Origin of the sequence: Phreatobacter cathodiphilus (assembly GCF_003008515.1) — a bacterium.
GTDB classification, from domain to species: domain Bacteria; phylum Pseudomonadota; class Alphaproteobacteria; order Rhizobiales; family Phreatobacteraceae; genus Phreatobacter; species Phreatobacter cathodiphilus.
Map to the genome: position 1 here is coordinate 4,340,142 of NZ_CP027668.1, position 25,147 is coordinate 4,365,288.

At 69.9% G+C, this 25,147-nt stretch carries 21 protein-coding genes; 11 read left to right on the forward strand and 10 right to left on the reverse strand.

What is annotated here, in order from left to right; genetic code table 11:
* Positions 1-59 precede the first annotated feature (59 nt).
* The 7 genes from denD to C6569_RS20895 all read right to left on the reverse strand — a co-directional run bounded on the left by denD (position 60) and on the right by C6569_RS20895 (position 8,054).
* Positions 60-1,046, reverse strand: coding sequence for a D-erythronate dehydrogenase (gene denD, locus C6569_RS20865; protein WP_106750668.1), 987 nt, complete (start codon positions 1,044-1,046; stop codon positions 60-62).
* A gap of 198 nt (positions 1,047-1,244) precedes the next feature.
* Positions 1,245-3,110 (reverse strand): AMP-dependent synthetase/ligase, encoded by a 1,866-nt coding sequence (locus C6569_RS20870; RefSeq protein ID WP_245898183.1) that lies wholly within the window; start codon positions 3,108-3,110, stop codon positions 1,245-1,247.
* Positions 3,107-3,907, reverse strand: coding sequence for an ABC transporter ATP-binding protein (locus tag C6569_RS20875; RefSeq protein WP_106750669.1), 801 nt, complete (start codon positions 3,905-3,907; stop codon positions 3,107-3,109). Before C6569_RS20875 ends, C6569_RS20870 begins: the two co-directional genes overlap by 4 nt.
* 67 nt (positions 3,908-3,974) lie before the next feature.
* The gene (locus C6569_RS20880; protein ID WP_106750670.1) at positions 3,975-5,156 is read right to left on the reverse strand and encodes an ABC transporter substrate-binding protein; all 1,182 of its coding nucleotides are present in this window, start codon (positions 5,154-5,156) and stop codon (positions 3,975-3,977) included.
* A 57-nt stretch (positions 5,157-5,213) separates the two neighbouring features.
* Entirely contained in the window at positions 5,214-6,257 is a 1,044-nt protein-coding gene (locus C6569_RS20885) for a branched-chain amino acid ABC transporter permease (RefSeq protein ID WP_106750671.1), read from the reverse strand.
* Positions 6,258-6,315: 58 nt separating this feature from the next.
* Positions 6,316-7,200, reverse strand: a complete 885-nt coding sequence (locus C6569_RS20890; protein ID WP_106750672.1) for a branched-chain amino acid ABC transporter permease — start codon at positions 7,198-7,200, stop codon at positions 6,316-6,318.
* Positions 7,200-8,054 (reverse strand): ABC transporter ATP-binding protein, encoded by an 855-nt coding sequence (locus C6569_RS20895; RefSeq protein ID WP_245898184.1) that lies wholly within the window; start codon positions 8,052-8,054, stop codon positions 7,200-7,202. Before C6569_RS20895 ends, C6569_RS20890 begins: the two co-directional genes overlap by 1 nt.
* Positions 8,055-8,420: 366 nt before the next feature.
* Here C6569_RS20895 and C6569_RS20900 point away from each other — a divergent pair, with 366 nt between their 5' ends.
* The 7 genes from C6569_RS20900 (at position 8,421) to C6569_RS20930 (ending at position 17,636) form a co-directional block, all read left to right on the forward strand.
* On the forward strand, positions 8,421-9,476 hold the full coding sequence (locus C6569_RS20900; RefSeq protein ID WP_106750673.1) for a DctP family TRAP transporter solute-binding subunit: 1,056 nt from the start codon (positions 8,421-8,423) through the stop codon (positions 9,474-9,476).
* A 121-nt stretch (positions 9,477-9,597) separates the two neighbouring features.
* Positions 9,598-10,056: a TRAP transporter small permease gene (locus tag C6569_RS20905; protein ID WP_215905770.1), complete on the forward strand. Its 459-nt coding sequence runs from the start codon at positions 9,598-9,600 to the stop codon at positions 10,054-10,056.
* The gene (locus tag C6569_RS20910; RefSeq protein WP_106750674.1) at positions 10,053-11,339 is read left to right on the forward strand and encodes a TRAP transporter large permease; all 1,287 of its coding nucleotides are present in this window, start codon (positions 10,053-10,055) and stop codon (positions 11,337-11,339) included. The genes C6569_RS20905 and C6569_RS20910 overlap by 4 nt, the downstream gene beginning before the upstream one ends.
* A gap of 131 nt (positions 11,340-11,470) precedes the next feature.
* Positions 11,471-12,178 carry a CoA transferase subunit A gene (locus C6569_RS20915; protein ID WP_106750675.1) on the forward strand — a complete coding sequence of 236 codons (708 nt, stop codon included), beginning with the start codon at positions 11,471-11,473 and terminating at the stop codon, positions 12,176-12,178.
* 15 nt (positions 12,179-12,193) lie between these two features.
* The gene (locus C6569_RS20920; RefSeq protein WP_106750676.1) at positions 12,194-12,853 is read left to right on the forward strand and encodes a 3-oxoacid CoA-transferase subunit B; all 660 of its coding nucleotides are present in this window, start codon (positions 12,194-12,196) and stop codon (positions 12,851-12,853) included.
* Between the two features lie 200 nt (positions 12,854-13,053).
* Positions 13,054-15,021 (forward strand): AsmA family protein, encoded by a 1,968-nt coding sequence (locus C6569_RS20925; protein ID WP_181313846.1) that lies wholly within the window; start codon positions 13,054-13,056, stop codon positions 15,019-15,021.
* Positions 15,022-15,089: 68 nt separating this feature from the next.
* Positions 15,090-17,636 carry a DUF3772 domain-containing protein gene (locus tag C6569_RS20930; protein ID WP_106750678.1) on the forward strand — a complete coding sequence of 849 codons (2,547 nt, stop codon included), beginning with the start codon at positions 15,090-15,092 and terminating at the stop codon, positions 17,634-17,636.
* Positions 17,637-17,640: 4 nt separating this feature from the next.
* Here the strand turns inward: C6569_RS20930 and C6569_RS20935 are convergent, their stop codons facing one another.
* Entirely contained in the window at positions 17,641-18,180 is a 540-nt protein-coding gene (locus C6569_RS20935) for a hypothetical protein (RefSeq protein ID WP_106750679.1), read from the reverse strand.
* A 103-nt stretch (positions 18,181-18,283) separates the two neighbouring features.
* Positions 18,284-19,006: an ArsR/SmtB family transcription factor gene (locus C6569_RS20940; protein WP_106750680.1), complete on the reverse strand. Its 723-nt coding sequence runs from the start codon at positions 19,004-19,006 to the stop codon at positions 18,284-18,286.
* Between the two features lie 146 nt (positions 19,007-19,152).
* Between C6569_RS20940 and C6569_RS20945 the strand changes: the two genes are divergently transcribed.
* Positions 19,153-19,887 (forward strand): sulfite exporter TauE/SafE family protein, encoded by a 735-nt coding sequence (locus C6569_RS20945; protein ID WP_106750681.1) that lies wholly within the window; start codon positions 19,153-19,155, stop codon positions 19,885-19,887.
* A gap of 506 nt (positions 19,888-20,393) precedes the next feature.
* Here C6569_RS20945 and recD2 read toward each other — a convergent pair.
* The gene (recD2, locus tag C6569_RS20950) at positions 20,394-22,580 is read right to left on the reverse strand and encodes an SF1B family DNA helicase RecD2 (protein WP_106750682.1); all 2,187 of its coding nucleotides are present in this window, start codon (positions 22,578-22,580) and stop codon (positions 20,394-20,396) included.
* A gap of 98 nt (positions 22,581-22,678) precedes the next feature.
* On the opposite strand from recD2, the gene C6569_RS20955 reads away from it, so the two are divergent.
* From C6569_RS20955 to yddG, 3 genes are all read left to right on the forward strand, one after another.
* Positions 22,679-23,437, forward strand: coding sequence for a sulfite exporter TauE/SafE family protein (locus C6569_RS20955; protein ID WP_106750683.1), 759 nt, complete (start codon positions 22,679-22,681; stop codon positions 23,435-23,437).
* Positions 23,438-23,822: 385 nt separating this feature from the next.
* Positions 23,823-24,107: a translation initiation factor IF-1 gene (gene infA / locus C6569_RS20960; RefSeq protein ID WP_106750684.1), complete on the forward strand. Its 285-nt coding sequence runs from the start codon at positions 23,823-23,825 to the stop codon at positions 24,105-24,107.
* A gap of 88 nt (positions 24,108-24,195) precedes the next feature.
* Entirely contained in the window at positions 24,196-25,083 is an 888-nt protein-coding gene (yddG, locus tag C6569_RS20965; protein WP_106750685.1) for an aromatic amino acid exporter YddG, read from the forward strand.
* The last annotated feature ends 64 nt before the right edge of the window (positions 25,084-25,147 follow it).

Sequence of the window (25,147 nt, forward strand, 5' to 3'; positions counted from 1 at the left end):
TGCGACGCGGCGGGCGGCAAGGGAAGCGCATGCCTGCCCGCTGCCGTCACCGGCCGCCCTCAGGCCACCTTGCCGCCGAGCTCGTCCTCGACATGGGCGCGGACGATCTCCTCGAAGCTCGTCTCCGCCCTGAAGCCGAGCTCCGCCGCGCGCTTGGCGTTGAAGCGCTGCGACCAGCCGGAGACGATGCGGATGATGAGCTCGTCCGGCTCGCGCCTGACCAGCTTCAGGGCCTTCTCGCCGCCGATCTTGCGCAGGGCCTCGAGCTGCTCGCCGACGGTTGCCACCACGCCGGGCATGGAGAGGTTGCGCCGCCAGCCGAGCTGGGCGGTGTCCATCGTCGCGGCATGGATGAGGAAGCCCACCGCCGAGCGCGGGCTCGCATGGGTGTGGACCACGTCGTCGCCCACCGGCAACACCGCCTCCATCCCCACCAGCGGCTCGCGGATGATGTTGGAGAAGAAGCCCGAGGCCGCCTTGTTCGGCTTGCCGGGGCGCACGCAGATGGTCGGCAGGCGGATGCCGACGCCGTCGAAGAAACCCTTGCGCGAATAGTCGGTGAGCAGCAGCTCGCCGATGGACTTCTGCGTGCCGTAGCTGGTCAGCGGCGTGTGGAAGAACTCGTCCTCGATGAACTCGTGGAACGGCGCGCCATAGACCGCGATGGAGGAGGTGAAGACGACGCGCGGATGGTAGGGCGCCTTGACGCCCTCCTGGCGGATCGCCTCGTAGATCTGCCGGGTGCCGTCGAGATTGATGCGGTAGCCCTTGTCGAAATCGACCTCGGCCTCGCCGGAGACGATGGCCGCGAGGTGGAAGATGACGTCCGGCCGCCCGGCGATCATCGGGCCGGCGGTGTTGGGGAACGAGATGTCCACCGCCCAGCTCGTCACCTTGCCGGCGAAGCCCGCGGGCTTCTCGGGCGCCACCACGTCGACGAGGGAGAATTCCGTGATCGCCTTGCCGCCGAGCGCGCCGTCCTTCACCAGCTTCTCGGTCAGCTTGCGGCCGACCATGCCGGCGGCGCCGATGATCAGGATGTGCATGGACGTGTCCTCTTCCGTTTTTCAAACGATTTGGACCGGAGGCTAGCGCGCTCCGCGGCGGCAGGGAATGGGGCAGGGGCGGGGGGCCGGGTTGCAGGATGCGGAGGGTCGCGACAGGCATCGGGTCCGCCCGCCGCGCCTCCGGTTCCCGCGACCGGCTCGCGGGTCATCCCGCCGGCATCCCGGCGGAGCGCCCCCTCAGGCGTAGAGGCGCTTGATGGCGTCGGCGTATTTCGCCTCGATGGCCTTGCGGCGCACCTTCATCGTCGCGGTCACCTCGCCGTCGTCGTGGTCGAGCTCCTTGTCGAGGATCTCGAAGCGGCGGATGTTGGCGACCTGGGCGAGGGTCTCGTTGGCCTTGTCCACCGCCTGCTGGACGAGCTCGACCACCTGCGGGGCCTGCGACAGGTTCTTGTAGTTGGTGAAGGCGATGCCCTTCATCTCGGCCCATTTGCCGACCGTCTCCATGTCGATCTGGATGAGGGCCGCGACATATTTCTGCCGGTCGCCGAAGACGATGCACTCCTTGATGAACGGGCTCGTCTTCACCGCATGCTCGATCTCGGTCGGCGACAGATTCTTGCCGCCGGCGGTGATCATGATGTCCTTCTTGCGGTCGATGATCTTGAAGTGGCCGCCCTGCATCTCCGCGACGTCGCCGGTGCGCAGCCAGCCATCGACGATGGTCTGGCGGGTGGCTTCCTCGTTCTTGTAGTAGCCCTCGAAGATAGTGGCGCCGCGGGCCATGATCTCGCCGTCCTCGGCAAGCTGGACCTGGGTGCCCTTCATGGCCTTGCCGACCGTGCCGACGACGACGTCGTCGGGCGTCTGGCCGAGGATGCCGCCGGAGGTCTCGGTCATGCCGTAGATCTCCACCAGCGGCACGCCGATGGTGCGGAAGAAGCGGATCACCTCCGGCGAGATCGGCGCCGCGCCGGTGAAGGCGATGCGGCAGCGGGTGAGGCCGATGGCGTTCTTCAGCGCCCGGAACACCGTGACGTAGGCGAGGCCATACTTGGCCCTCTCGGCCAGTGACCAGCTCGACCGCGGCTTGTCGGCGAAGGGCTCGCAGAGGTCGAAGGCGGTCTTGTAGAGCCATTTCTGCACGGGGCGCGCCTCGTACATCTTCACCCGGATGCCCGAATGCATCTTCTCCCAGATGCGCGGCACGCCGAGGAAGCTGGTGGGCGCGACCTCGCGCAGGTCCTCCTGCACGGTGCGGAGGGATTCGCCGAAATCGACCCGGCTGCCGGCATAGAGCGGCGCGAAGACGGTGGTTGCCTGCTCCGCCACGTGGCAGAGCGGCAGGTAGGAGAGCGCGGTCCAGCCGGTGCCGATGCCGTAGCGGTCGAGGAGGCCGTTGGCGCCGGCGCGGATGTTGCGGAAGGAGAGCATGGCCCCCTTCGGCTTGCCGGTTGATCCGGATGTATAGATCAATAGAGCAATGTCCGAGAGCCGGTGATCGCGCATCAGCTCGTCGACGATGCCCGGGTTCTTCTCGTACTCCGCGCGGCCGAGGGCCTCGACCTCGTCGAAGGTCATGACCAGCCCCGGCTCGTAGCCGGCGAGGCCGCGGTCCTCCAGGGCGACGATCTTTTTCACCTTCGGCAGGTCGGCGCGGGCCTCCACCACCTTGTCGATCTGCTCCTGGTCCTCGCACACGACGATGGTGCAGTCGGCATGGTCGAGCACATAGGCCACCTCGTTGGAGGGGCTGGTGGGATAGACGCCGACGGTGACGGCGCCGAGCACGCCGGCGCCCATCTGCGAGAGCACCCATTCGATGCGGTTCTCGGAGATGACGCCGACATGCCCCTTCGGTTCGAGGCCCAGCGCCCGGAAGCCGAGGGCGACGTGGCAGGAGCGCAGCCAGTATTCGGCATAGGTGGTCGGCCGCCAGATGCCGAAGCGCTTCTGGCGCAGCGCCACCTCGTTGCCGCGCTCGCTCGCGTGCTTCTTCAGCATCTGCACCACCGAGAGCGGCGGCAGGGCGGCGGCGGGATCGGCCGCGGCGGGGCTCGCCGCCTCGCGGGCCATGTCGAGCGGAAGGACGGTCGCGGTCATGACAGCCACCTCTTGCGCCTCTTGTAGTGCTTGATGTCGCGATAGCTCTTGTGGGCGAGGCCGAGATAGAATTCCTGCACGTCTCGGTCGGCGATCAGCTTCTCGGTCGGCCCGTCGATGACGATGCGCCCGGTCTCCATGATGTAGCCGTAATGGGCGATGGAGAGGGCGACGGAGGCGTTCTGCTCGACGAGCAGCATGGAGACGCCCTCTTCCCGGTTGATGCGGGCGATGATGGAGAAGATCTCCTCCACCAGCAGCGGCGCGAGGCCGAGGGAAGGCTCGTCCAGGAGGATGACGCGGGGCTTGGCGACGAGGGCGCGGCCGATGGCCAGCATCTGCTGCTCGCCGCCCGACAGGTAGCCGGCAATGGACTTGCGCCGTTCCGCGAGGCGCGGGAAGTAGCGGTAGACGATGTCGAAGTCCGGCGCGACGTCGCGGCCGGTCAGCGCATAGGTGGCGGCGGTGAGGTTCTCCTCGACCGTCAGGTCGCCGAAGATGCGCCGCCCCTCCATGACGTGGAACAGGCCGCGGCGCACGAGCTTGTGCGGTGCGTTCTGCTCGACCGTCTCGCCGTCGAAGCTGATGCGGCCCTCGGTGACCAGGCCGTTCTCCATGGGCAGCAGGGCCGAGACGGCCTTCAGCACGGTCGACTTGCCCGCGCCGTTGGAGCCGAGCAGGGCGACGATCTTGCCCTTCGGCACGGCGAGCGAGAGGCCGCGCAGGGCCTGGATGGCCTTCGCGTAGACCACCTCGATATTGTTCACCTCGAGAATGAGGTCGCCGGTCGTCGCCATGAAGCCCTCGGGCGCTTGCGGATGCGAAAATGGCGGGGCGACCGCGGCGCGGCCGCCCCGGCCGACGTCAGGAGCTGGCGGAGATGGTGATCCAGTCGGAGGCCGGCTTCAGCATCTTGTCGGCGGCGCTGTACTGGTAGACGCGGCCGTGCGGGAAGGAGTTGCCGGTCATGGTGATCGGCACGCCGACGACGCCGCCCGTGTCGTAGTTCTTGATGGAGCGGGCGTGCTTCATCATGTTGACCGCGTTCAGCTCCTCGTTGGCTGCGAGGGTGCGCTTCAGCACCTCGACGGCCAGCATGGCGTTGGTCCAGCCCTGGTAATAGGCGTGGGTGCGGGTCTTGCCGGCATTGGCTGCGCGGATCGCGTCGATCTGCGTGCCGGTGGCGGCGGGGTCGAAGTTGTAGGCGGAGACGCCCATGTAGCCGTCGGCGGCGGCGCCGGCGCGGTTCATCAGCACGGTGTCGGTGGAGTAGAACGTGCCCATGAACTTCGAGGTCATGCCGGCTTGGCGGGCCTGGGCCATGAATTCCGGAATCGGCTGCAGCACGTAGCCGTGGAAGATGACGTAGTCGGGGTTGCGGCGGCGGATCTTGAGGACGTCGCCGGAGACGTCGACCGAGCCCGGCTGGGTCACGATCTTCTCCACGAGGTTCAGCTCGAGGCGCTTGGCCTCGGCCTCGCCGGCGGCGATGGGATCGCGGCCGAACTCGGTGTCGGAATGGACGAAGACGACCGAGGCGCCCTTCTTCTGGCTGGCGATGTAGCGCAGCAGCACGCGCATCTGGTCCGAATAGTTCGGGCCCGGGATCCACTGGTTCGGGAAGGCCTGCGGGTTGTCGATCTCGGAGGCGAAGGAGGCGCCGGCCATGACCGTGGTGCCGCGGCGGTTCAGCTCGGGGTTGATCGCCTTCTGGAAACCGGTCGAGTCGCCGAAGAAGACCGGCGTCTGATGCTGCGAGGTGATGCGGGTGAAGATGGCGACGGCGTTGTCGACGCGGTAGCCGGAATCCTCGTTGACGTAGCGGATGCGACGGCCGGCGACGCCGCCGTTCTTGTTGACGAACTCGAAGTGGTCGCGGCCGCCCTCGAAGCCCTCGACGCCGGCGAAGGCGAAGACGCCGGACATCGGGTTGGCGGCGCCGATGACGAGTTCGGGGGCCTGGGCGAAGGCGCGGCCGCTCGCCGTCGAGACGAGGGCGGCGCCGAGGCCGAGCTGGTGGAATGCACGGCGGGAAAGACGGGTCATGGGTGTCTCCTCAGGGGTTTCGGGTCCGCCTTGGCGGCGGTTCTTGTCGTGTTGGGCTCACGTCCTGAACGGCCAGAGGGCGAAGTAGCGGCGCGTCCTGCGCCACATCTCCGCGAGCCCCATGGGTTCGAAGATGAGGAAGCCGATGATGAGCAGGCCGAAGATGATGTTGCGGACCGGCGCGAGGTAGATGGAGGCGTCGGGGAACCACGGCACGAGGGCCGTCGCCGACAGCTTCAGGAATTCCGGGATCAGCGTCATGAAGACGGCGCCGAAAATGCCGCCGACGATGGTGCCGGCCCCGCCGACGATGACGGCGGCGAGGAAGAAGATGGAGGCGAGCGCCGGGAAGCTCTCCGGCGTGACGACGCGGAACAGATAGGCCCACAGGCCCCCCGCCACGCCCGCATAGAAGGACGAGATGGCGAAGCTCATCAGCTTGTACTTGAACAGCGAGATGCCGATGATCTCCGCCGAGATGTCGCGGTCGCGGATGGCGATGAAGGCGCGGCCGACGCGGGTGCGGAAGAGGTTCTTGGCCGCCAGCACCATGACGACGCAGATGGGCATGACCAGCCAGTAGAGCCGGTCCGGCGTCGCCATCTCGATGCCGGCGATGCGGGCGGTGGGAACGTTGAGGCCCCGCAGGCCGCCGGTCACCGGCGTCCAGTTGAGGAAGACGAAGCCGAGGATGACGGAGGCCGCCAGCGTCGCGATGGCGAGGTAGAGCCCCTTGATACGCAGCGAGGGGAGCCCAACGAGATAGCCGATGCCGGCGGCGACCGCGCCCGCCAGGACGAGGTTGAGCAGCACCGGCGTGCCGAAGCGGCCGTCGAAGAAGGCGACCGTGTAGGCGCCCACCGCCATGAAGGCGGCGTGGCCGAGGCTGACCTGGCCGGTATAGCCGGTGAGGATGTTGAGCCCCGTCGTGGAGATGACGTTGATCATCACCAGCACGGCGAGGAACATCCAGTAGTTGGAGCCGTGCAGCGGATAGAGGACGAGGGCGGCGAGGAGCAGGCCGAACCAGACCTTCTGGGTGTCGGTCTTGAACAGGCCCTCGTCGGCCGCGTAGCTCTCCTTGGCGGTGCCGACGCGCATTACACTGCCCCCCGCATGGCGTTGCCCGAAAACCGGTTCCCACTTTTCGGCGCCATGCTCACAGTCTTTCGATCTCATGCGTGCCGAAGAGGCCGTAGGGCCTGACCACCAGCACGACGAGCAGGATGGAGAAGGTGGCGAGGAGCTTGAACTCGCCGCCGAGGAAGCGGCCGACCATGGCCTCCAGCCAGCCGATGAAGAGGCCGGCGATGAGGGCCCCGAGGATCGAATCGAGGCCGCCGACGATCACCACGACGAAGACCGAGAGGCCGAACAGGCCCATGGCCGAGGAGATGCCGCCGACCGAGCCGACGAGGATGCCGGCGAGCGCCGCGACGGTGGCCGCCAGCATCCAGGAGAAGGAGAAGACGCCGGGCACGTCGATGCCGACGGAAGACGCGGCGGCGCGGTCGGTGGCGGTGGCGCGCAGCGCGATGCCGCCGCGCCAGAAGGAAAAGACGGTGATCAGCACCGCCATGGCGGCGGCGGCGATGAGGAAGGAATAGGCCGTCTTCGAGGGAATGAAGGCGTCGGCGATGATGATCGGTTGCGAGGGCAGGAACTCGGGCAGGCGGCGCGGCTCGGCCGACCAGATGAGCTCGACGACGCCGATCAGCACCGAGGTGAGGCCGATCGTCACCATGAAGACGGAGACCGGATTGTCCTTCAGCAGCGGGCGGATCATGGTCCGCTCGATGACGCCGCCGATGGCGGCCGAGACCGCGAGCGTCAGCGGCACCGAGGCCCAGATCGGCAGGGCGAGACCCGCCGAGAAGCCGTAGAAGACGAAGGCGCCGATCATCAGCATCTCGCCGATGGCAAGATTGATGACCTTGGTGGCCTTGTAGATGATGACGAAGGCAACCCCGGTGAGCGCCATCAGCGAGCCGGTGCCGAGGCCGGCGAGGCTCGTCTCGACGACGTCGATGAATTCGATCGCCATCACGCCACCTCGCCGATCGGGGCGCTGCCCTCGGCCACCCGGCGCGGATCGCCCGAGGAACCGAGATAGGCCTTGATGACGTCCGGGTTGTTGCGCACCTCCTCCGGCGTGCCGGCGGCGATGCGGCGGCCGAAGTTCAGCACGCAGACATGGTCGGAAATGTCCATGACCATGCCCATGTCGTGTTCGACGAGCAGCACGGTCACGCCCCACTCCTCGCGCACGTCGAGGATGGCGCGGGCCATGTCCTCGGTCTCCTCGCGGTTCATGCCGGCGACCGGCTCGTCGAGCATCAGGATGCGCGGCCGCATCGCGAGGGCGCGGGCGAGCTCGACCTTCTTCTGCAGGCCGTAGGGCAGGATCGCCACGGGAACGTTGCGGATGTGGTCGAGCTCGAGGAAGTCGATGACGTCGCGCTCCACCTCGGCGCGCAGCTCCATCTCCTCGCGCCTTGCCTTGCCCCAGTAGAGAAAGGCGTCGAACACCCCCGTGGTCAGGTGCGCGTGGCGGCCGAGCTTGATGTTGTCGAGCACCGTCATGCCGCGGAAGAGCGCGATGTTCTGGAAGGTGCGGGCGAGTCCCAGCTTCGCCCGGTCGCGGGCGGGAACGGCGGTGATGTCCTCGCCGTCCAGCTTCACCGTGCCGGTCTTCGGCGTGTAGAAGCCGGAAATCGAGTTGAAGGCCGAGGTCTTGCCCGCGCCGTTCGGGCCGATCAGCGCGGTGATCGAGCCGGGGGCGACGTGAAGATCGATGCCGTCGAGCGCCTTCACGCCGCCGAACTGCAGCGAGAGATTCTCCACGTCGAGACGAGCGGCCGGAGGCCGCACGGGCGCGGCCGAATGCTGTGGCGACACCGCCAAGTCCTCCCCTGGGGCGCCGTGCGGCTTCAGCCGTCTTCGACACCGATGCGTTCCTTGACGGGAGCGGGTCCCGTTCGGCTCAGAACCTACGCATGGGTACGGCGAGGTCAATGCGATCCGGCGCCAAATCGGCCGGATTCAGCCCTTCGGAGGATGGCGAAGCGTCGCAGCGGCGCGAAATCGGCCTGTCCGTCTCCCGTTCGGGAGAGGCTCGCCCGGCGCCTCCGCGCCCCATCGGACGAACGGCCGCTAGCCGGCTCTTGCCAGCGCCCCCGCGCTCGTCCCATGATCCCGCACCATACCGGACCGCAGACGTCCGGATCGCCGAGAGAAACGCATCGTCAGGGAAGGAGGCGCACCATGTCGGAGCGCGCAAAGGATTTCGTGGTCACGCGCCGCATCGCGGTCGCCGGCCTCAGTGCCGCCGTCATGGCTCCCTGGGTCTCGAAGGCCCAGACGCTGAAGACCGAGTACAAGCTCTCCGTCGTCGGCAACCGGCCCATCGCCCTGTCGGAAGGCGCCTTCCAGTGGGCGGAGATGGTGACCCAGCGCACCAACGGCCGCATCAACGTCAAGGTCTATCCCGGCTCGCAGCTCGTCGGCGGCGACCAGACCCGCGAGCTCGTGGCCATGCGCCAGGGCATCATCGACTTCACCGTCTCCTCCACCATCAACATCTCGCCGCAGGTGCGCGAGATGAACCTGTTCTCGCTGCCCTTCCTGATGCCGAACCACAGGGCCTTCGACGCCATCGTCGGCGGCGAGGTCGGCCAGATGCTGTTCAAGGTGATGGAGAGCCGTGACGTGGTGCCGCTCGCCTGGGGCGAGAACGGCTTCCGCGAGCTGTCGAATTCCAAGCGCCCGATCCAGAAGCCGGAAGACCTGAAGGGTCTCAAGATCCGCTTCGCCGCCGGCGCCATCTTCGCCGACATCTACAACGGCCTCGGCGCCAACCCGGTGCAGATGTCCTTCGCCGACCTGCAGCCGGCGCTCTCCACCGGCGCCGTCGACGGCCAGGAGAACCCGGTCAACCTGTTCCTCGGCCTCAAGATGGACGCGCTGGCCCAGAAGCACATGACCATCTGGAACTACTGCGTCGACGCCGGCCTGTTCCATGTGGCCAAGCCCGTCTGGGACACGTTCTCGGCGGCCGACAAGGAGATCGTGCGCGAGAGCGCGCGGGACGCCGCCAAGGTCCAGATCGGCGCCACCCGCAAGGGCCTCGGCGTGCTCGACCCCAACGACAAGTCCTCGCTCGAGGAACTCGCCAAGCGCGGCGTCGCCACGGTGACGCTGTCGGCGGAGGAGAAGCGCGCCTTCGCCCGGGCCACCCGCCCGGTCTTCGACAAGTGGGCGGCGCAGGTCGGCGCCGACCTCGTCAAGAAGGCCGAGGCCGCGGCCAACGCCGCGAGCTGACCTTCGACCCTCCACACGCGACGCAGCCGGTGGGCCGCCGGCTGCGTTCTTCTGCCGAAAGCATCCCGCCTTGCCCGTCGACCGCGACCCCACGGCGCCGCCGCCGTCCCCGAAGACCCGCGTGCCGCTGCGGCTCGAGGAAATCCTGATCGCCGCCGCCATGGCGGCCATGGCCCTCATCACCTTCGGCAACGTGGTGGTGCGCTATCTCACCAACGTCTCCTTCGCCTTCACCGAGGAATATTCGGTGGTGCTGATGGTGGTGGTGACCATGATCGGCTCGTCGCTCGCCGTCGCCACGGGGCGGCACATCCGCATCGGCGTGCTGGTCGACGCCATGTCCCCGGCGCGCTGGCGGGCCTGCGAGATCGCCGCCCTGGTCCTGGTGATCGTCTGCTTCGGCATTCTCCTCGTCCATGGCGGGCGCCTCGCCTGGGACGAATACCGCTTCGAGGTCCTCTCGCCCGGCCTCGGCAATCCGCAATGGCTCTACACGGGCATGCTGCCGCTGCTCTCCATCGCGGTGATCGCGCGGGCCGCCGGCCGCATCCTGCGTCTCGCCCGGGGCGAGGACGCATGACCGCCTTCATTCTGTTCGCCGCCTTCGCGGTCATGCTCATCGCCGCCGTGCCGGTCGGCGTCTCGCTCGGCCTCGCCGGCGCGCTCGCCATCTGGCTCGCCGGGCAGAGCATCATGGCCATGCCCACCAACGTCTATGCCGGCATCGCCAAATACCCGCTCATCGCCATCCCGATGTTCGTGCTGGTCGGCGCCGTCTTCGACCGCACCGGCGTGGCGCTGCGGCTGGTGCGCTTCGCCACCGCCCTGGTCGGGGCGGGGCGGGGCGCGCTCGCCACCGTCTCGGTGCTCGTCGCCATGGTCATCGGCGGCATTTCCGGCTCCGGCCCGGCGACGTCGGCGGCGGTCGGCCAGGTGGTGACGGATTCCATGGTGAAGGACGGCTATCCCCGCGCCTTCATCGCCTCGACGGTGGGCGCGGCGGCGGCGACAGACATCCTCATCCCGCCCTCCATCGCCTTCATCATCTATGCGGTGATGGTGCCCGGCGTCTCGGTCCCGGCCATCTTCGCCGCGGGCATGATCCCCGGCATCCTCGCCGGCCTCGCCATCATCGTGCCGATCCTCGTCATCTCCTGGCTGAAGGATTTCGGCGGCAAGACCCGCACCACCAGCGATGCGCTGACCATCTGGGGCACGTTCAAGGAGGCGATCTGGGGGCTGATGGCCCCGGTCATCATCCTCGGCGGCATGCGCATCGGCGCCTTCACGCCGACGGAGGCCGCCGTCATCGCCGTCGCCTACGGGCTGTTCATCGGCTTCTTCGTCTATCGCACCCTGACCCTTCGCGACGTCTACGAGATGCTGGTGGAGGCCGGCGAGCTCTCCGCCGTCATCCTCATCGTCGTGGCGCTCGCCTCGGTCTTCGCCTGGTCGATCTCGACGCTCGGCATCGTCCAGCCCATCGCCGACGCCATCGTCGGCCTCGGCCTCGGCGGTGCGGGGACGCTCGCCCTGCTGGTCGTCCTCCTCATCATCGTCGGCATGTTCCTCGACGGCATCTCGATCTACCTGATCCTGCTGCCGATCCTCATCCCCATCGCCAATTCCTTCTCCTGGGACCTGGTCTGGTTCGGCGTCATCCTCACCATGATGATCGCCATCGGCCAGTTCACCCCGCCGGTGGCCGTCAATCTCATGGTCTCCTGCAAGATCGCGCGGGTGCCGATGGAGGCGACGATCCCCTGGGTGATCTGGATGGTCGCCGCCATGACGCTCGCCATGGCCATGGTAGCGGCGGTGCCGGACCTCGCCCTGTGGCTGCCGCGGGCGATGGGGCTCTAGCCGGGCGACCTGACGAGCGGTTCATCCTTGATGCACTGCGGAAAATCCACCATTGTCCGCCGGTCGGCTGCAACCGGCTGCGGCACAGGTTCACCAGAGGCCGTCGAGGCCCGCTGAGAGGCGAATACGCGATGAGTTCAAAGGTCTATTCCTCCGCCAGGGAGGCCCTGGCCGGCCAGATCAAGGACGGCATGACGATCATGTCGGGCGGCTTCGGCCTCTGCGGCATTCCGGACGTGCTGATCGAGGCGGTGCGCGATTCCGGCGCCAAGAACCTCACGGTCATCTCGAACAATGCCGGCGTCGACGGGGCCGGGCTCGGCATCCTGCTGGAGACCAAGCAGATCGCCAAGATGATCTCGTCCTACGTCGGCGAGAACAAGCTCTTCGCCCAGCAGTTCCTCTCCGGCGAGCTGCATCTCGAGTTCAACCCGCAGGGAACCCTCGCCGAGCGCATCCGCGCCGGCGGCGCCGGCATCCCCGCCTTCTTCACCAAGACCGGCGTCGGCACGGTGATCGCCGAGGGCAAGGAGGTCCGCGAGTTCGACGGCGAGACCTATGTGATGGAGCGCGGCCTCTTCGCCGACATCTCCCTCGTCCACGCCTGGAAGGCCGACAAGGAGGGCAACCTCGTCTTCCGCAAGACCGCCCGCAACTTCAACCCGATGATGGCCACCGCCTCGCGCATGACCATCGTCCAGTGTGAGCACCTGGTCGAGGTCGGCGAGATCGACGGCGACGCGATCCATACGCCCGGCATCTTCGTGAAGCGCATCGTCCACGTGCCGAACGCGGCGAAGCGCATCGAGCAGCGCACCACCCGCCCGAAGGCGGCCTGACAAGGAGACGAGACCATGGCCTGGACCCGTGACCAGATGGCCGCCCGCGCCGCCAAGGAACTGCGCGACGGCTTCTACGTGAACCTCGGCATCGGCATTCCGACGCTCGTCTCCAACCACATCCCCGCCGGCATGAGCGTGCAGCTCCAGTCGGAGAACGGCATGCTCGGCATGGGCCCCTTCCCCTTCGAGGGCGAGGAGGATCCCGACCTCATCAATGCCGGCAAGCAGACGATTACCGAACTGCCGACCACGAGCTATTTCTCCTCCTCCGACAGCTTCGCCATGATCCGCGGCGGCCATATCGACCTGTCGATCCTCGGCGCCATGCAGGTGGCCGAGAACGGCGACCTCGCCAACTGGATGATCCCCGGCAAGATGGTGAAGGGCATGGGCGGCGCCATGGACCTGGTCGCCGGCGTCAAGAAGGTGGTCGTCGTCATGGAGCATTCGGCCAAGGACGGGCCGAAGCTCCTGAAGCGCTGCAATCTGCCGCTCACCGGTGCCGGCGTCGTCGACCTCGTGATCACCGACCTCGGCGTCTTCGCCATCGACAAGAAGGGCGGCGGCGGCATGACGCTGCTCGAGATCGCCGAGGGCGTGACCCTCGACGAGATCAAGGCCAATACCGAGGCGAGCTTCGCCGTCGCTCCGGGCCTCGCCGCGGCCGCCTGACGACCCGCCGAGGCGACGGGAGGCCGCAGCGGCCTCCCGTCCGCCGTTGCCATTGCCGCGCCGCGTCATGCATGATGTCGGGCCGGGTTGCGGCCATCGAAATGCCATGTCGCCTGTTCATGGTCCGGCATCTGCAGGATTATGACACCTCATGGTCCGCCCTATCGGGGGCGGCCAGGCCGGGACCGGGACCGCTGCCCTTGAGCCTTGCTCCACCCATCCGCCGGATCGCGATCGCCGTCGGCGCCACCCTGCTGGTGCTGGCGGGGACCCTGGCGCTCGTGCCGGTGCTGCTGCCGGTGGAGACGGTGCGGCGCACGGTGGTGGCGGAGCTGAGCGAGCGGCTCGGCATGCCCGTCGCCATCCACGGCGACATCGCCGTCTCCGTCATCCCGCAGCTCTCCATCCGGCTCGCAGACGTGCGCTTCGGCGAGGGCGACGCCGGCACCGGCGAGCCGCCGGCCCGCGCCGAGGCGGTGGTCGGGGCCCTGCGCCTGCTGCCGCTGCTGTTCGGCAGCGTCGCGGTGTCGGACTACACGCTGATCCGGCCGAGCATCGCCGTCCAGGTCTCCGCCGACGGCGCGTCGAACTGGGACAAGGCCTTCGAGCGGCTGCGCGAGGCGACGCGGCTGCGGCGCACCGGCCTCACCGACTTCCGCATCGCCGACGGCACCGCCACGGTGAACGACGCCAAGAGCGGCCAGCGCTTCGACATCACCGGCATCGAATTCGCGGTGTCCTGGCCCGGCGCCGACCGGCAGGCCAACGTCTCCGGCAAGCTCACCGTCAACGGCGAGCCGATGGAGGTCAACGCCATCGTCGCGCGGCCCCAGGCCCTGTTCGTCGCCGAGCCGACGGGCCTCAAGATGCGCTTCGCCTCGGTGCCGCTGCGCGGCGGTTTCGAGGGATCGCTGACCAACGGCGACACCGTCACCGCCTCCGGCGCCCTCACCCTCGAGGGCCCGTCCCTGCGCGGCTTCCTGCGCTGGATCGGCCAGAACCCCGGCATCGGCCCCTCGCTCGGCGCCTTCGCGCTGAAGGGACAGGTGGAGGTGCTGCCGAACTCGCTCGCCTTCACCAAGGTCAATGCCGAGCTCGACGGCAACGTCGCCGACGGCGCGCTGTCGGTCAGCTTCGAGGGCACCCGTCCGCAGGTGCGCGGCACGCTGGACACCGGCCGCTTCGTCGCCACCACCTATTTCCGCGACCTCAACCTGGCGCCCGAGTCGGGCCGCGGCTGGAGCCGCCGCCCCATCGACCTCTCGGCGGTCTCCACCATCGACATCGACCTCAGGGTCTCGGCGCGCGAACTGATCGTCGGCGGCGCCCAGTTCGGCCGCTCCGCCGCGGCGCTGACGGCGCGCAACGGGCGTCTCGCCGTCACCCTCGGCGAGGCGCAGGCCTATGGCGGCCTGCTCAGCGGCGCCCTCGTCGTCTCCCCGGCCGGCGACGACATGGACGTCCGGGCCTCGCTGACGGTGCAGAAGGGCCAGCTCGGCCTCGGCCTCGGCGAATGGTTCGGCTTCCGCCGCCTCGACGGCACCGCCAACATCCAGCTCGGGCTCGAGGCGCGCGGCGGCAGCATGGCCGAACTCGCCCGCACCGCCAGCGGCCAGATCACCCTCACCGCGGTGGAGGGCGCCGTCCACGGCTTCAACGCCGAGGCCATCCTGCGCCGCCTCGAGCGGCGGCCGCTGTCCATCGTCGGCGCCGACGCGCGCTCCGGACGGACCCCCTACGAGCGCATCGCCGCCACGGTGCGGGTGGTGGGCGGCGTCGCCACGACCACCGACATGACGCTCGACGGGCAGATGGTGCGGGTGAACGTGGAAGGCTCGGCGCAACTGCCGACACGCGAACTCGAGATGCGCGGCATCGCCACGCTGAAGCGCACGGCGAGCGCCACGCCGCGTCCGGGGGAGGGCGATTTCGAACTGCCCTTCGTCGTGCAGGGGTCGTGGGACGATCCCTTCATCCTGCCCGATCCGCAGATCCTGATCCGCCGGTCCGGTGCCGCCGCGCCGCTGCGCGACATCACCCGCGACCGCGACGCGCTGCGCGCCGTGCTCGACGCCATCAACCGGCAGGCGGGCTTCGACGGCGACCCGGCGCCGGTGCCGTCCAGCTCCTCCTACGCCCCCTATCCCCCGCTGCGGCCGCGGAACTGACGCCGGCTAGCTCCACTGCGGCGTGGAGCTGTGCCAAGCTCTGCTGCCCCAAGCCTGCCTGAGTCGCCATGCCTCCTGCTCCCGTTCCGTCCTTCCCTTCGCGCCAGGCCTTCCGCGCGACCGGCCTCCGGCTGCTCGCCCTGGCCGTGGTTCTCGCGGGGCTCGCCCTCGGCGCCGGGCCCGCGGCCCTCGCCCAGCCGGCGAGCCCGCCGGCCACGACGCAGGCCGCTCCGGCACCGCTCCTGCCGGCTGCCGCCGCCGCGCAGGCGGCGCTCGATTCGGCGCGCACGGTGCTCGATCAGGTGGAGGCCGCGCTGGAGCGCCAGCTCGGCGACGGCGAGCTCTCCTCCCTGCGCGGCCGCCTGGAGCCGGTACGCGAGGCGCTGGGCGAGGCCGTCCGCCAGCTCGAGCCGCGCCTCGCCGAGGCGCGCGACCGTCTGAACCAGCTCGGGCCGAAGCCCGCCGAGGGGGCGACCGAATCGGCCGATGCCCGCCAGCAGCGGGAGGAGCAGACCCGCATCGTCGGCGAATTTGATTCGCGGGTGAAGGCGCTGAAGGTGCAGCAGGTGCGCCTCGACCAGCTCGTCGAACGCATCACCGACCGGCGACGCCAGCTCTTCACGGCGCAGCTCTTCGAGCGCTCCGTGCCCATCGTCGATCCGCGCTTCTGGATTCAGCTCTCCGAGGCCCTGCCGCGCCTCGGCCTGTCGGCGCGCTATCTCGCCGAGGACTGGTGGCATCACCTCACCGAGGTCGCCGGCTACAGCCGCATCGCCGCGGCCCTCGGGCTCGGCGTCATCGTCGCTTTCGTGCTGTTCTGGATCTACCGCCAGGCCCGCCGCTACGGGCTCTACGCCACGCCGGCGGACATCCCCGCCTCGCGCCTGGCGGCGGTGAAGGCGGCCATCCGCACCGCGCTGGAGCGCTCGCTGGTGCTGCCCATCCTGGCGGCGAGCCCGCTGCTCATCATCGAGAATTTCGACCTCATCCTGCCCCGCGCCCAGCCCATTCCCTGGGCGCTCTTCGTCGCCGTGCTGATCGTCTCCGTCACCCGCGGGGTCATGCAGGCGGTGATGGCGCCGGGGGCTCCGGCCTATCGTCTGGTGAAGCTCCCCGATCCCTTCGCCGAGGCGGTGTTCTCCTCGGTGCGGATGGCGGCCTGGATCCTCGCCACGACCACGGTCGCGCTGGCCTTCGCACGGGTGATGATCGCCCCGGTCGCGGTGACGGTGTTCATCACCGGGCTGACCGCCATCGGCATCTGCGTCGTGGTCTTCCTGTTCCTGCGCGGCACCACCGAACACCCCGTCGAGAGCGAGGACGGCGGCGTGCCCGAGGCGAGCCCGGCGATCACGCCGCAGCCCTGGGCCTGGACGCGGCCGGCCCTGTGGATCGCCATCACGGCCATCACGGTGGCGCTCGTCGCCGGCTTCACGGCGCTCGCCGCCTTCCTAGCCAGCCGCATCGCCGCCGCCGTGGTGATCGCCGCGGTGACGGTGATGGTGCTCGCCTTTCTCGACGCCGTCATCGCCGAATGGTTCGGCCCGACGACCGTGCGCGGCCGTTCGCTCTCCGCCGCCATCGGCATCCGGCCCGACAGGCTCGACCTGATCGGCACGCTCTTCGCCGGCGCCCTGCACGTCATCGTGCTGACCACCTCGGCCCTGGCCGTCTTCGGCCCCTGGGGCTTCGGCGGCGCGGGAGCCTCGCTGGAGGACGCCTTCTTCGGCGTGCGCTTCGCCGAGATCAGGTCGCTGGCCGTGACGATGCTCGGCGCCAGCGTCATCCTCGCCATCGGCATTCTGCTGGTGCGCGCCGTCATGGGCTGGCTGCGCGAGAAGGTGCTGCCGCGCACCGGCATGGATTCCGGCCTGCAGAACTCGGTGGCGACCATCGTCGGCTACGCCGCCTTCGCGCTGGTGGCGAGCCTGGTGCTGCGGCAGATCGGGCTCGACCTCTCCAACATCACCATCATCGCCGGCGCCCTGTCGGTCGGCATCGGCTTCGGCCTCCAGTCGATCGTGCAGAACTTCGTCTCGGGCCTCATCCTCCTGGCCGAGCGGCCGATTCGGGTCGGCGATTCCATCGTGGTGAAGGGCGAGGAAGGCCATGTCCGCAAGATCTCGGTGCGCTCCACCGAGATCGAGACCTTCGACCGCGCCACGGTCATCCTGCCGAACGCCGAGCTCATCACCGGCGTGGTGAAGAACTGGACCCTGGCCAACACGCTGAGCCGCATCGCGATCCCGGTGCGCGTGGCCTATGATTCCGACCCCGACATGGTGCGCGACCAGCTCATCGCCGCCGCCTGCGAGAGCCGCTACCTCGTGCAGGATCCGCCGCCGCGGGTGTTCCTGATGCGGTTCGGCGACAACGGCCTCGAATTCGAGCTGCGCGGCGTGGTGACCAATGTCGAATATGCGCTGACGACCCGCTCCGATCTGCAGCTCGCGATCCTCTCCCGCTTCCGCCAGCACGGCATCATCATCGCGCCGCCGGTGCAGAGCGTGCAGACGAAGCCGGACCTGCCGCAAGAGGCGGCGGCGCCTTCGGCATCCGCGAAGGGAGAGCCGCCGGCGAAGGCCGAGCCGGCTCAGGCGAAGCCGCCGCGCTGAGGCCTCAGAACAGGCTGCGCAGGGTGTCGCGGGCCCGCACGAGCGAGCCGGTGACCGTCTCCTCGTAGGGCAGGCGCGGCAGCGGGATGCCGAAGACGGAGCGTCGCGCCGGGGAGGGCGCCGGAGCGGCGGTCGCCGTCATGGCGACGAGCTGGAGGGGCTCCCCGGGCGGGGAGGCCGCCGCCGGGGCGGCGGGGCGAACGGGGGGGCAGCGGGGCGCGCAGCCACGCTGGGCCTGCTGGACCTGCTGAACCTGCTGGGCCCGTCGGACGGGCGGCACCGGCACCACGGCCGGCAGCGGCGCTGCCGGGGGCACGAGATCCTCGGCCCTGGCTGCGGGCGCCTGGGTCGGCCAGACGAAGGCGGCATCGAAATCGACGGGTGTCGCGGGGCGGCTCACCAGGACCGCCTTCTCCTGCGGGGCGGCTGCCGGGGCAGGGGAGAGGGTCGCCAGCATCTTCGGCACGGCGACGGCGGCGCAGGCCGTGGCGAAGACCGAGACGACCACCTGGGCGGCCAGGCGGCGGCCACCCCGCGCAACCATTGCAAGCTTTCCAGAACTCAAGGGGGAGACTCCGCTGGATACCGAACCCGGCGCCAGTTGGCCGTGGGTTTGTGGCGGCATTCCGGACGGAAATGTTGCCGATTCAGCCGCGGGCGTAGCCGATTGTTTCTGCCGTGGCGGCCTCGGCCGCGCCGGTCCAGGCGCGGAAGGCCCGGTGCCCCGGCGGGGTCACGTGCAGGGCGCGACCCTGCGACGCCCGCCTCACCCAGCCCCGGCTGAGCGCATGGTCGAGGATCGCGCGGCCAAGCGCGCCGCCGAGGTGGGGCCGCCTCTCGCTCCAGTCGAGGCAGGCGCGGCAGAGCGGCCGGCGGCTCGCCTCCAGCGCCCCGGTGTCGATGCCCTCGGCGCGGAAGAAGCTGCGGCCGGCTTCGGTCAGGCTCACCCCGCCCTCCGCGGCCGCCAGGCGCCCGTCGGCGGCGAAGGCGTCGAACAGGCGCACGGCCCATTCGCCCGCCATGTGGTCGTAGCAAGTGCGGGCCTGGCGCAGGGCCGGGTCGCGCGGGCCGGGGCGCGTCCTCAGGCGCCCCGTTCGGGCGGCGAGCCCCATCAGCCCCTCCAGCACATGGGCGACGTCGGCACCCGACAGGCGGAAATAGCGATGGCGGCCCTGGGCCTCGACGAGAACGAGGCCCGCCTCGCCGAGCCGCGCCAGATGACCGCTGGCGGTCGGCGCGCTGACGCCCGCCTCGCGCGCCAGTTCGCCGGCGGTGAGGGCGCGACCGGCCATCAGCGCGCCGAGCATGTTGGCGCGCGCGGGGTCGCCCATCAGGGCGGCGACGGTGGCGATGGACGGACCTTCCTTCATGGGACGTCTCCTTCGGTCGCGGGATGTCCCGCAGCCTCGGACAGGCTACACCGGACGCGGTGCGATTGCTTCGGCGCGCACCGAAACGTCGGCCCCCCGAACCGGTGGATCGTCGCGGCCCTCGTCTCCGCAACCAGGACCCCCGCATGGCCATCCTCGCCGTCGCCACCGTCGTCTTCGTCCTCGCCGGCCTCGTCAAGGGCGTCATCGGCCTCGGCCTGCCGACCATCGCCGTCGGCTTGCTCAGCCTCTTCGTCACGCCGGCCCAGGCGGCCTCCTGGATGCTGGTGCCCTCGCTCCTCACCAATGTCTGGCAGGTGGCCGCGGGGCCGAACCTCTGGCCGCTCACCCGCCGCCTCGCCACCCTCCTCGCGGGAATCGCGGCCGGAACCTGGCTCGGCAGCGGCGTCATCTCCGGCGCCTCCGCCGGCCATGCCTCGGTGGCCCTCGGCCTCGTGCTGATCCTCTATGCCGGGCTGGGCCTCTCGCCGCTGCGGCCGCGGGTGCCGGCGGGCGCCGAGCCCTTCCTGTCGCCGCTGGTGGGGCTGATGACCGGCGTCGTCTCGGCCGGCACCGGCATCTTCGTCATGCCCTCGGTGCCCTATCTGCAGGCGCTGGGGCTGGAGAAGGACGACCTCGTCCAGGCCCTCGGCATCACCTTCCTCGTCGCCACCGTGGCGCTCGGCGTCGGCCTGTTCAGCGAGGGGGTGCTGGCGGGCGGAACGGCGCTCACCTCGCTGTGGATGCTCGCCCCGGCGCTCCTCGGCATGGCGCTGGGACAGGCGATCCGCTCGCGCATCAGCCCCGCGGCGTTCCGCACCTGGTTCATGATCGGGCTGATGCTCCTCGGCGCCCATCTGGCGGTGAAGCCGCTGCTGTGAGGGCAATGGCCCCGTCGTCCGTCACCCCCGGCGAGGCCGAAGGCCGAGGGAAGGGGGGCTAGGGGCCACGGACTGAAGCCGGCGGCGAGGGCTGGCAGGAGGTGCCGTCGAGGTGTGGGTTACCGACCCTGGATCCCCTTCCCCTCGCTGCGCTCGGCCGGGGATGACGGCGGAGGGTCGGGCGGGCGCGGGCACATGGCACAGCCCGGGTGTCGAGGGCGGCCTCGGGAGGCGCACAAACCTCACCGCGTCATGCCCGGGACAAGCCCGGGCAGGACCGAGAGAGCTGTGTCCGTATCCCATGCGCTGCACAGAGGAAGTGCGTCCTTCGAGGCTCGGGCCAGGGGCCCTCGCACCTCAGGATGAGGAGGGGAGAGACCTGCAGAAAGGCGCGTCGGGGCGGGCATCGCGTCCCGAAGGGCCACACACCACCCTCCTCATCCTGAGGTGCGAGGGAGCGCAGCGAGCGAGCCTCGAAGGACGCACGCGGCGGATGCAGGGCTTGCCTACCCCTCCAGCCATTCCCTGAGCTTGGTCACCCGCGGCTTCATGCGGCCGCCATCCACCGCGATGCGCAGGGCGCGGGTCTCGCCGACCATGACGACGAGGGACCGGCCGCGCGTCACCGCCGTGTAGATGAGGTTCCTCGCCAGCATCGCGTAGTGCTGCGTCGTCACCGGGATCACCACCGCCGGATATTCCGACCCCTGGCTCTTGTGGATGGTGGTGGCATAGGCGGGCATGAGGTTTTCCAGGTCCCCGAAGGAATAGGAGACCTGCCGGCCGTCGAAGAGGGCGACGAGTTCGCCCTCCTCCTGGTCGATGCGCAGCACCTGGCCGAGATCGCCGTTGAAGACGTCGCGGTCGTAGTCGTTGGCGGTCTGCATGACGCGGTCGCCGGCAGCATAGGTCCAGCCGTAGCGCTCGATGGAGCGGCCGGCCGGGGGATTGAGCACCTTCTGCAGCTCGACGTTGAGGTTGCGGGCGCCGAGCACGCCCTTGTTCATCGGCGCCAGCACCTGCACGTCGCGCATCGGGTCGAGGCCGAAGCGGCGCGGGATGCGCTCCTTGACCATCTCGATGATCTTGGCGAGGCCGCTCTCGGGCGTGGAGGCCTCGACCCAATAGAAATCGCTCTCCGCCCCCGCCGGCACGGCCTCCGGCATCTCGCCGCGGTTGATGCGGTGGGCGGTGGCGATGATGCGGCTGGCTTCCGCCTGGCGGAAGACCTCCGTCAGCCGTGCCACCGGCACCAGCCCCGAGGCGATGATGTCGGCGAGCGCCTGGCCGGGTCCGACGGGGGGCAACTGGTCGACGTCGCCGACGAGCAGCAGGCCGGCATCGGCCGGCAGCGCCTCGACGAGGGCGAGCATCAGCGGCACGTCGACCATGGAGGTCTCGTCGACCACCAGCAGATCGCAGTCGATGAGGTTCTCGCGACCGCGGGAGAAGGCGCCGAATTCCGGATCGATCTCCAGCAGGCGGTGGATGGTCTTCGCCTCGATGCCGGTCTGCTCGGTCATGCGCTTGGCGGCGCGCCCGGTGGGGGCGGCGAGCACGACCGACACGTCCTGGCGGGTGAGGAGCTTCAGGATCGTATCGAGCAGCGTCGTCTTGCCGACGCCCGGGCCGCCGGTGATGACGGACACCTTGGCGGCGAGAATGGTCGCCAGCGCCTCGCGCTGCGAGGGCGCGAGGGCCTTGCCGGTGCGCGCCTCGACGCGCGGCACCTCGGTGTCGAGATCGATCTTCCCCCAGGGCGGCGATCCCTTGGCGAGGTCGCGCAGCCGCTCGCCGATGATCTTCTCGGCCCGGTGCAGGTCCTTGAGGAACAGGTGCGGCTCGCCGCCGATGGTGTCGGCGACGAGGTTGCGGGCGGCCACCTCGGCTGCGGCCGCCTCCTCGATCCGCGCGGTGTCGCCGTCGAGCAGGCGGGCGGCCAGCGCCACCGCCTCCTCGCGCGGCAGGCCGGTATGGCCGTCGTCGCGCGCCTCCTGGAGGGCATAGGTGATGCCGGCGCGCAGGCGCTCCGGCGCGTCGCGGGCAAGCCCCAGCGACACCGCCACCTGGTCGGCGGTGAGGAAGCCGATGCCGCGCACGTCGCGGGCGAGGCGGTAGGGGTCCTGGCGGATGAGGCCGATGGCCTCGGTGCCGAGCGCCCGGAAGACGCGGGCCGCCTGTCCGAGGCCGAGGCCGTGCTCCTGCAGGAAGACGCCGAGGTCGCGGACGATGCGGTCCTCGGTCCAGCTCTCGGTGATGCGGCGGATGCGGGCATCCGTGAGGCCGACGATCTCCTTGAGCCGGTGCGGCTCGGTGTCGAGCACCTCGAAGGTGCGCTTGCCGAAGGCCTGGACGATCTTGTGGGCGGTGGCGATGCCGATGCCCTTGATGGCGCCGGAGGCGAGGTAGCGCTCGATGCCGTCCTTGGAGGCGGGCGGGGCGGTGACGAGGCGCGCCGCCTTGAACTGCAGGCCGTGGGTGCGGTCGTTCACCCAGGAGCCTTCGGCCGTCATCATCTCGCCGGCCGCCACCGCCGAGGTGGTGCCGACGATGGAGACCGGCTGCGGCTTGCCGCGCACGCGCACCTTCAGCACCGCGAAACCGGTCGCGGGGGAATGGAAGGTGACGCGCTCGATGGTGCCCGTCAGGGTCTCCAGCGGGCTGTCGGAGGACGGGGCGGCGCCCGCGCGCATGGAGGCGAATCGCTCTAAGAGAGGTGGATCGGGATCGGCCGGAAGCTAGAACGCCCGGCTGCCCGCGTCCACGCCGAACCGGCCGACCGAGCGCATCCATGGCCTTCGCCCTCGCCGACGTCTCCCTCGTCCAGGCGGTCCTCGTCGCCGGCACGGCCTTCGGTGCGGCGGTCGTCGGCGGCATGGCCGGCTACGGCACCGGCCTCCTGCTGCCGCTGGTGCTGGTGCCGGTGATCGGCGCCGAGAACGTGGTGCCGGTCATCGCCGTATCCTCCATGTTCACCAATGTCGGCCGCTTCGTCGCCATGCGCGAGGCGGTGGACTGGCGCGTCGCGGCGACGATGCTGCCGCTCGCCGTGCCCCTCGTCATGCTCTCGGCCTACGGCTTCACGCGGCTCGACACGCGCGGCGCCTCCCTCGTCATCGGCCTCATGCTGATCGTTCTCGTGCCGCTCAGGCGCAAGCTGGTGCGCATGGGCTTTCGCCTCGCCGGCTGGCAGCTCGCCCCGGCGGGCGGCGTCTACGGCCTCGTCACCGGCGCCTCCAGCGGCGCCGGCGTCATCCTCGTCTCCTTCCTCATGGCGGCGGGGCTGACGGGGAAGGCGGTGATCGCCACGGACGCCGCCATCTCCATCGTCATCGGCATCGCCAAGGCCGGCACCTTCGGCTGGAACGAGGCCCTGCCGACGCCCCTGCTCCTCTTCGCGCTGCTGGTGGGGCTCGCCACCCTGCCGGGCGCCTTCGTCGCCCGCGCCCTTCTCGACCGCCTGCCGGTGCGCCTGCACACGCTGATGCTGGAGGCCGTCATCGTCGTCGGCGGCGTCCTCATCGTCGCCCGCGGCCTCTTCGGCGCCTGATGCGCCAATCCGCGACGTCCGCCCTTGCAATCGGCGAAAGGCTCCCCATCTCAGGCTCACCGGCTGACGAGGCCTGCCCTTCCGGCGCTGTTCGGCGCGGATGTCTCCCTGCAAAGGGAACCATCCCCCCGCTGCGACGTTTGAGAGGCACGGCGGTTCTCCCGTGAACGTCATGCGCTGCCGACCGGCGGCGCGACGATCCGGCGAGCATCTCAGCCTGACGCGAGATCACCTCATCCAGCCGACCGCGGATGTAACGGCGGCAAGAGGGTGGTCCCGCGTCGACAAATTCTGTATGACGCGAACCCTGGCATCGAGCGGAAGATCCGCTTCGCCGGGGTTTTCTGCGCCCGGGCCGCGGCGCAACGACGGAGAAGCCACGCATATGGCGAAGGAAGACGTCCTCAATTTCGAAGGCAAGGTGACGGAGGTCATGCCCGACGCCCGGTTCCGCGTGGAACTGGACAACGGGCACATGGTCGTCGTCTACACCGCCGGCAAGATGAAGAAGAACCGCATCAAGACCCTGGTCGGCGACCGCGTGACGGTCGAGATGACGCCCTACGACCTCGACAAGGGCCGTCTCGTCTTCCGCCACAAGGGCGATGCCCCGCCCCCCGGTCCGCGCCCCGGCGGCGCCCGTCCCGGCGGTCCGCAGCGCCGGCGCTGAGCCGGTTTCTCCCGGCGCGGAGCCCTCCGCGCCCGACGGTGCCCGCCTCGGCGACCCGATGGTCGCCGCTTGCCGTTATGGGCCTTGCATGTCCGGCCGCCCCGCCCCCTCCCGTCCCGCGACGCTCGCCGGCTTCGGCGCCATCGGCCTGTGGGGCCTCCTGGCCCTGTTCACGGCGGCTTCGGGCACGGTCCCGCCCTTCCAGCTCACCGCCATGACCTTCGCCATCGGCGGCGGCATCGGCCTCGCCGTGGTGGCGACGCGCCCCGGCGGCCTGTCCCTCCTTGCCCAGCCGCCGCGGGTCTGGCTGCACGGCATCGCCGGCCTCTTCGGCTATCACGCGCTCTATTTCACCGCCCTGCGCTATGCGCCGGCGGCGGAGGCGAACCTCCTCAACTATCTCTGGCCGCTGCTCATCGTCGTCTTCTCCGCCCTGCTGCCGGGGGAGCGGCTCAAAGCCCACCACGTGCTCGGGGCCTTGCTCGGCCTCGCCGGCACGGTGTTGCTCATCGCCTCGCGCGGCGGTCTCGGGGCGGGTTTTGCCGCCGGCCATCTCGTCGGCTATGCGGCGGCGCTCGGCTGCGCCCTGGTCTGGTCGGTCTATTCGGTGACGGCGCGGCTCCTGCCGAACGTGCCGACCGAAGCCGTCGCCGGCTTCTGCCTCATGACCGCGGTTCTCGCCCTCCTCTGCCACCTGGCGCTGGAGACGACGGTCTGGCCGGCCGCCGTCACCGAATGGCTGGCGATCCTCGCCCTCGGCCTCGGGCCGGTGGGGGCGGCCTTCTACCTGTGGGACCGCGGCATGAAGCTGGGCGACATCCAGGTGCTGGGGGCGGCGAGCTATGCGGCGCCGGTCATCTCCACCCTGGCGCTGGTCGCCTTCGGCCATGCGCAGGCGAGCCTGGTGCTGGGCGTGTCGGTGGCGCTGATCGTCGCGGGGTCGGTGGTGGCGGCCAAGGAGATGTTCAGGCGGTAGGGCGCCCTGCACAGCGCAAGTGCATCCTTCGAGGCTCGGTCGCTGCGCTCCCTCGCACCTCAGG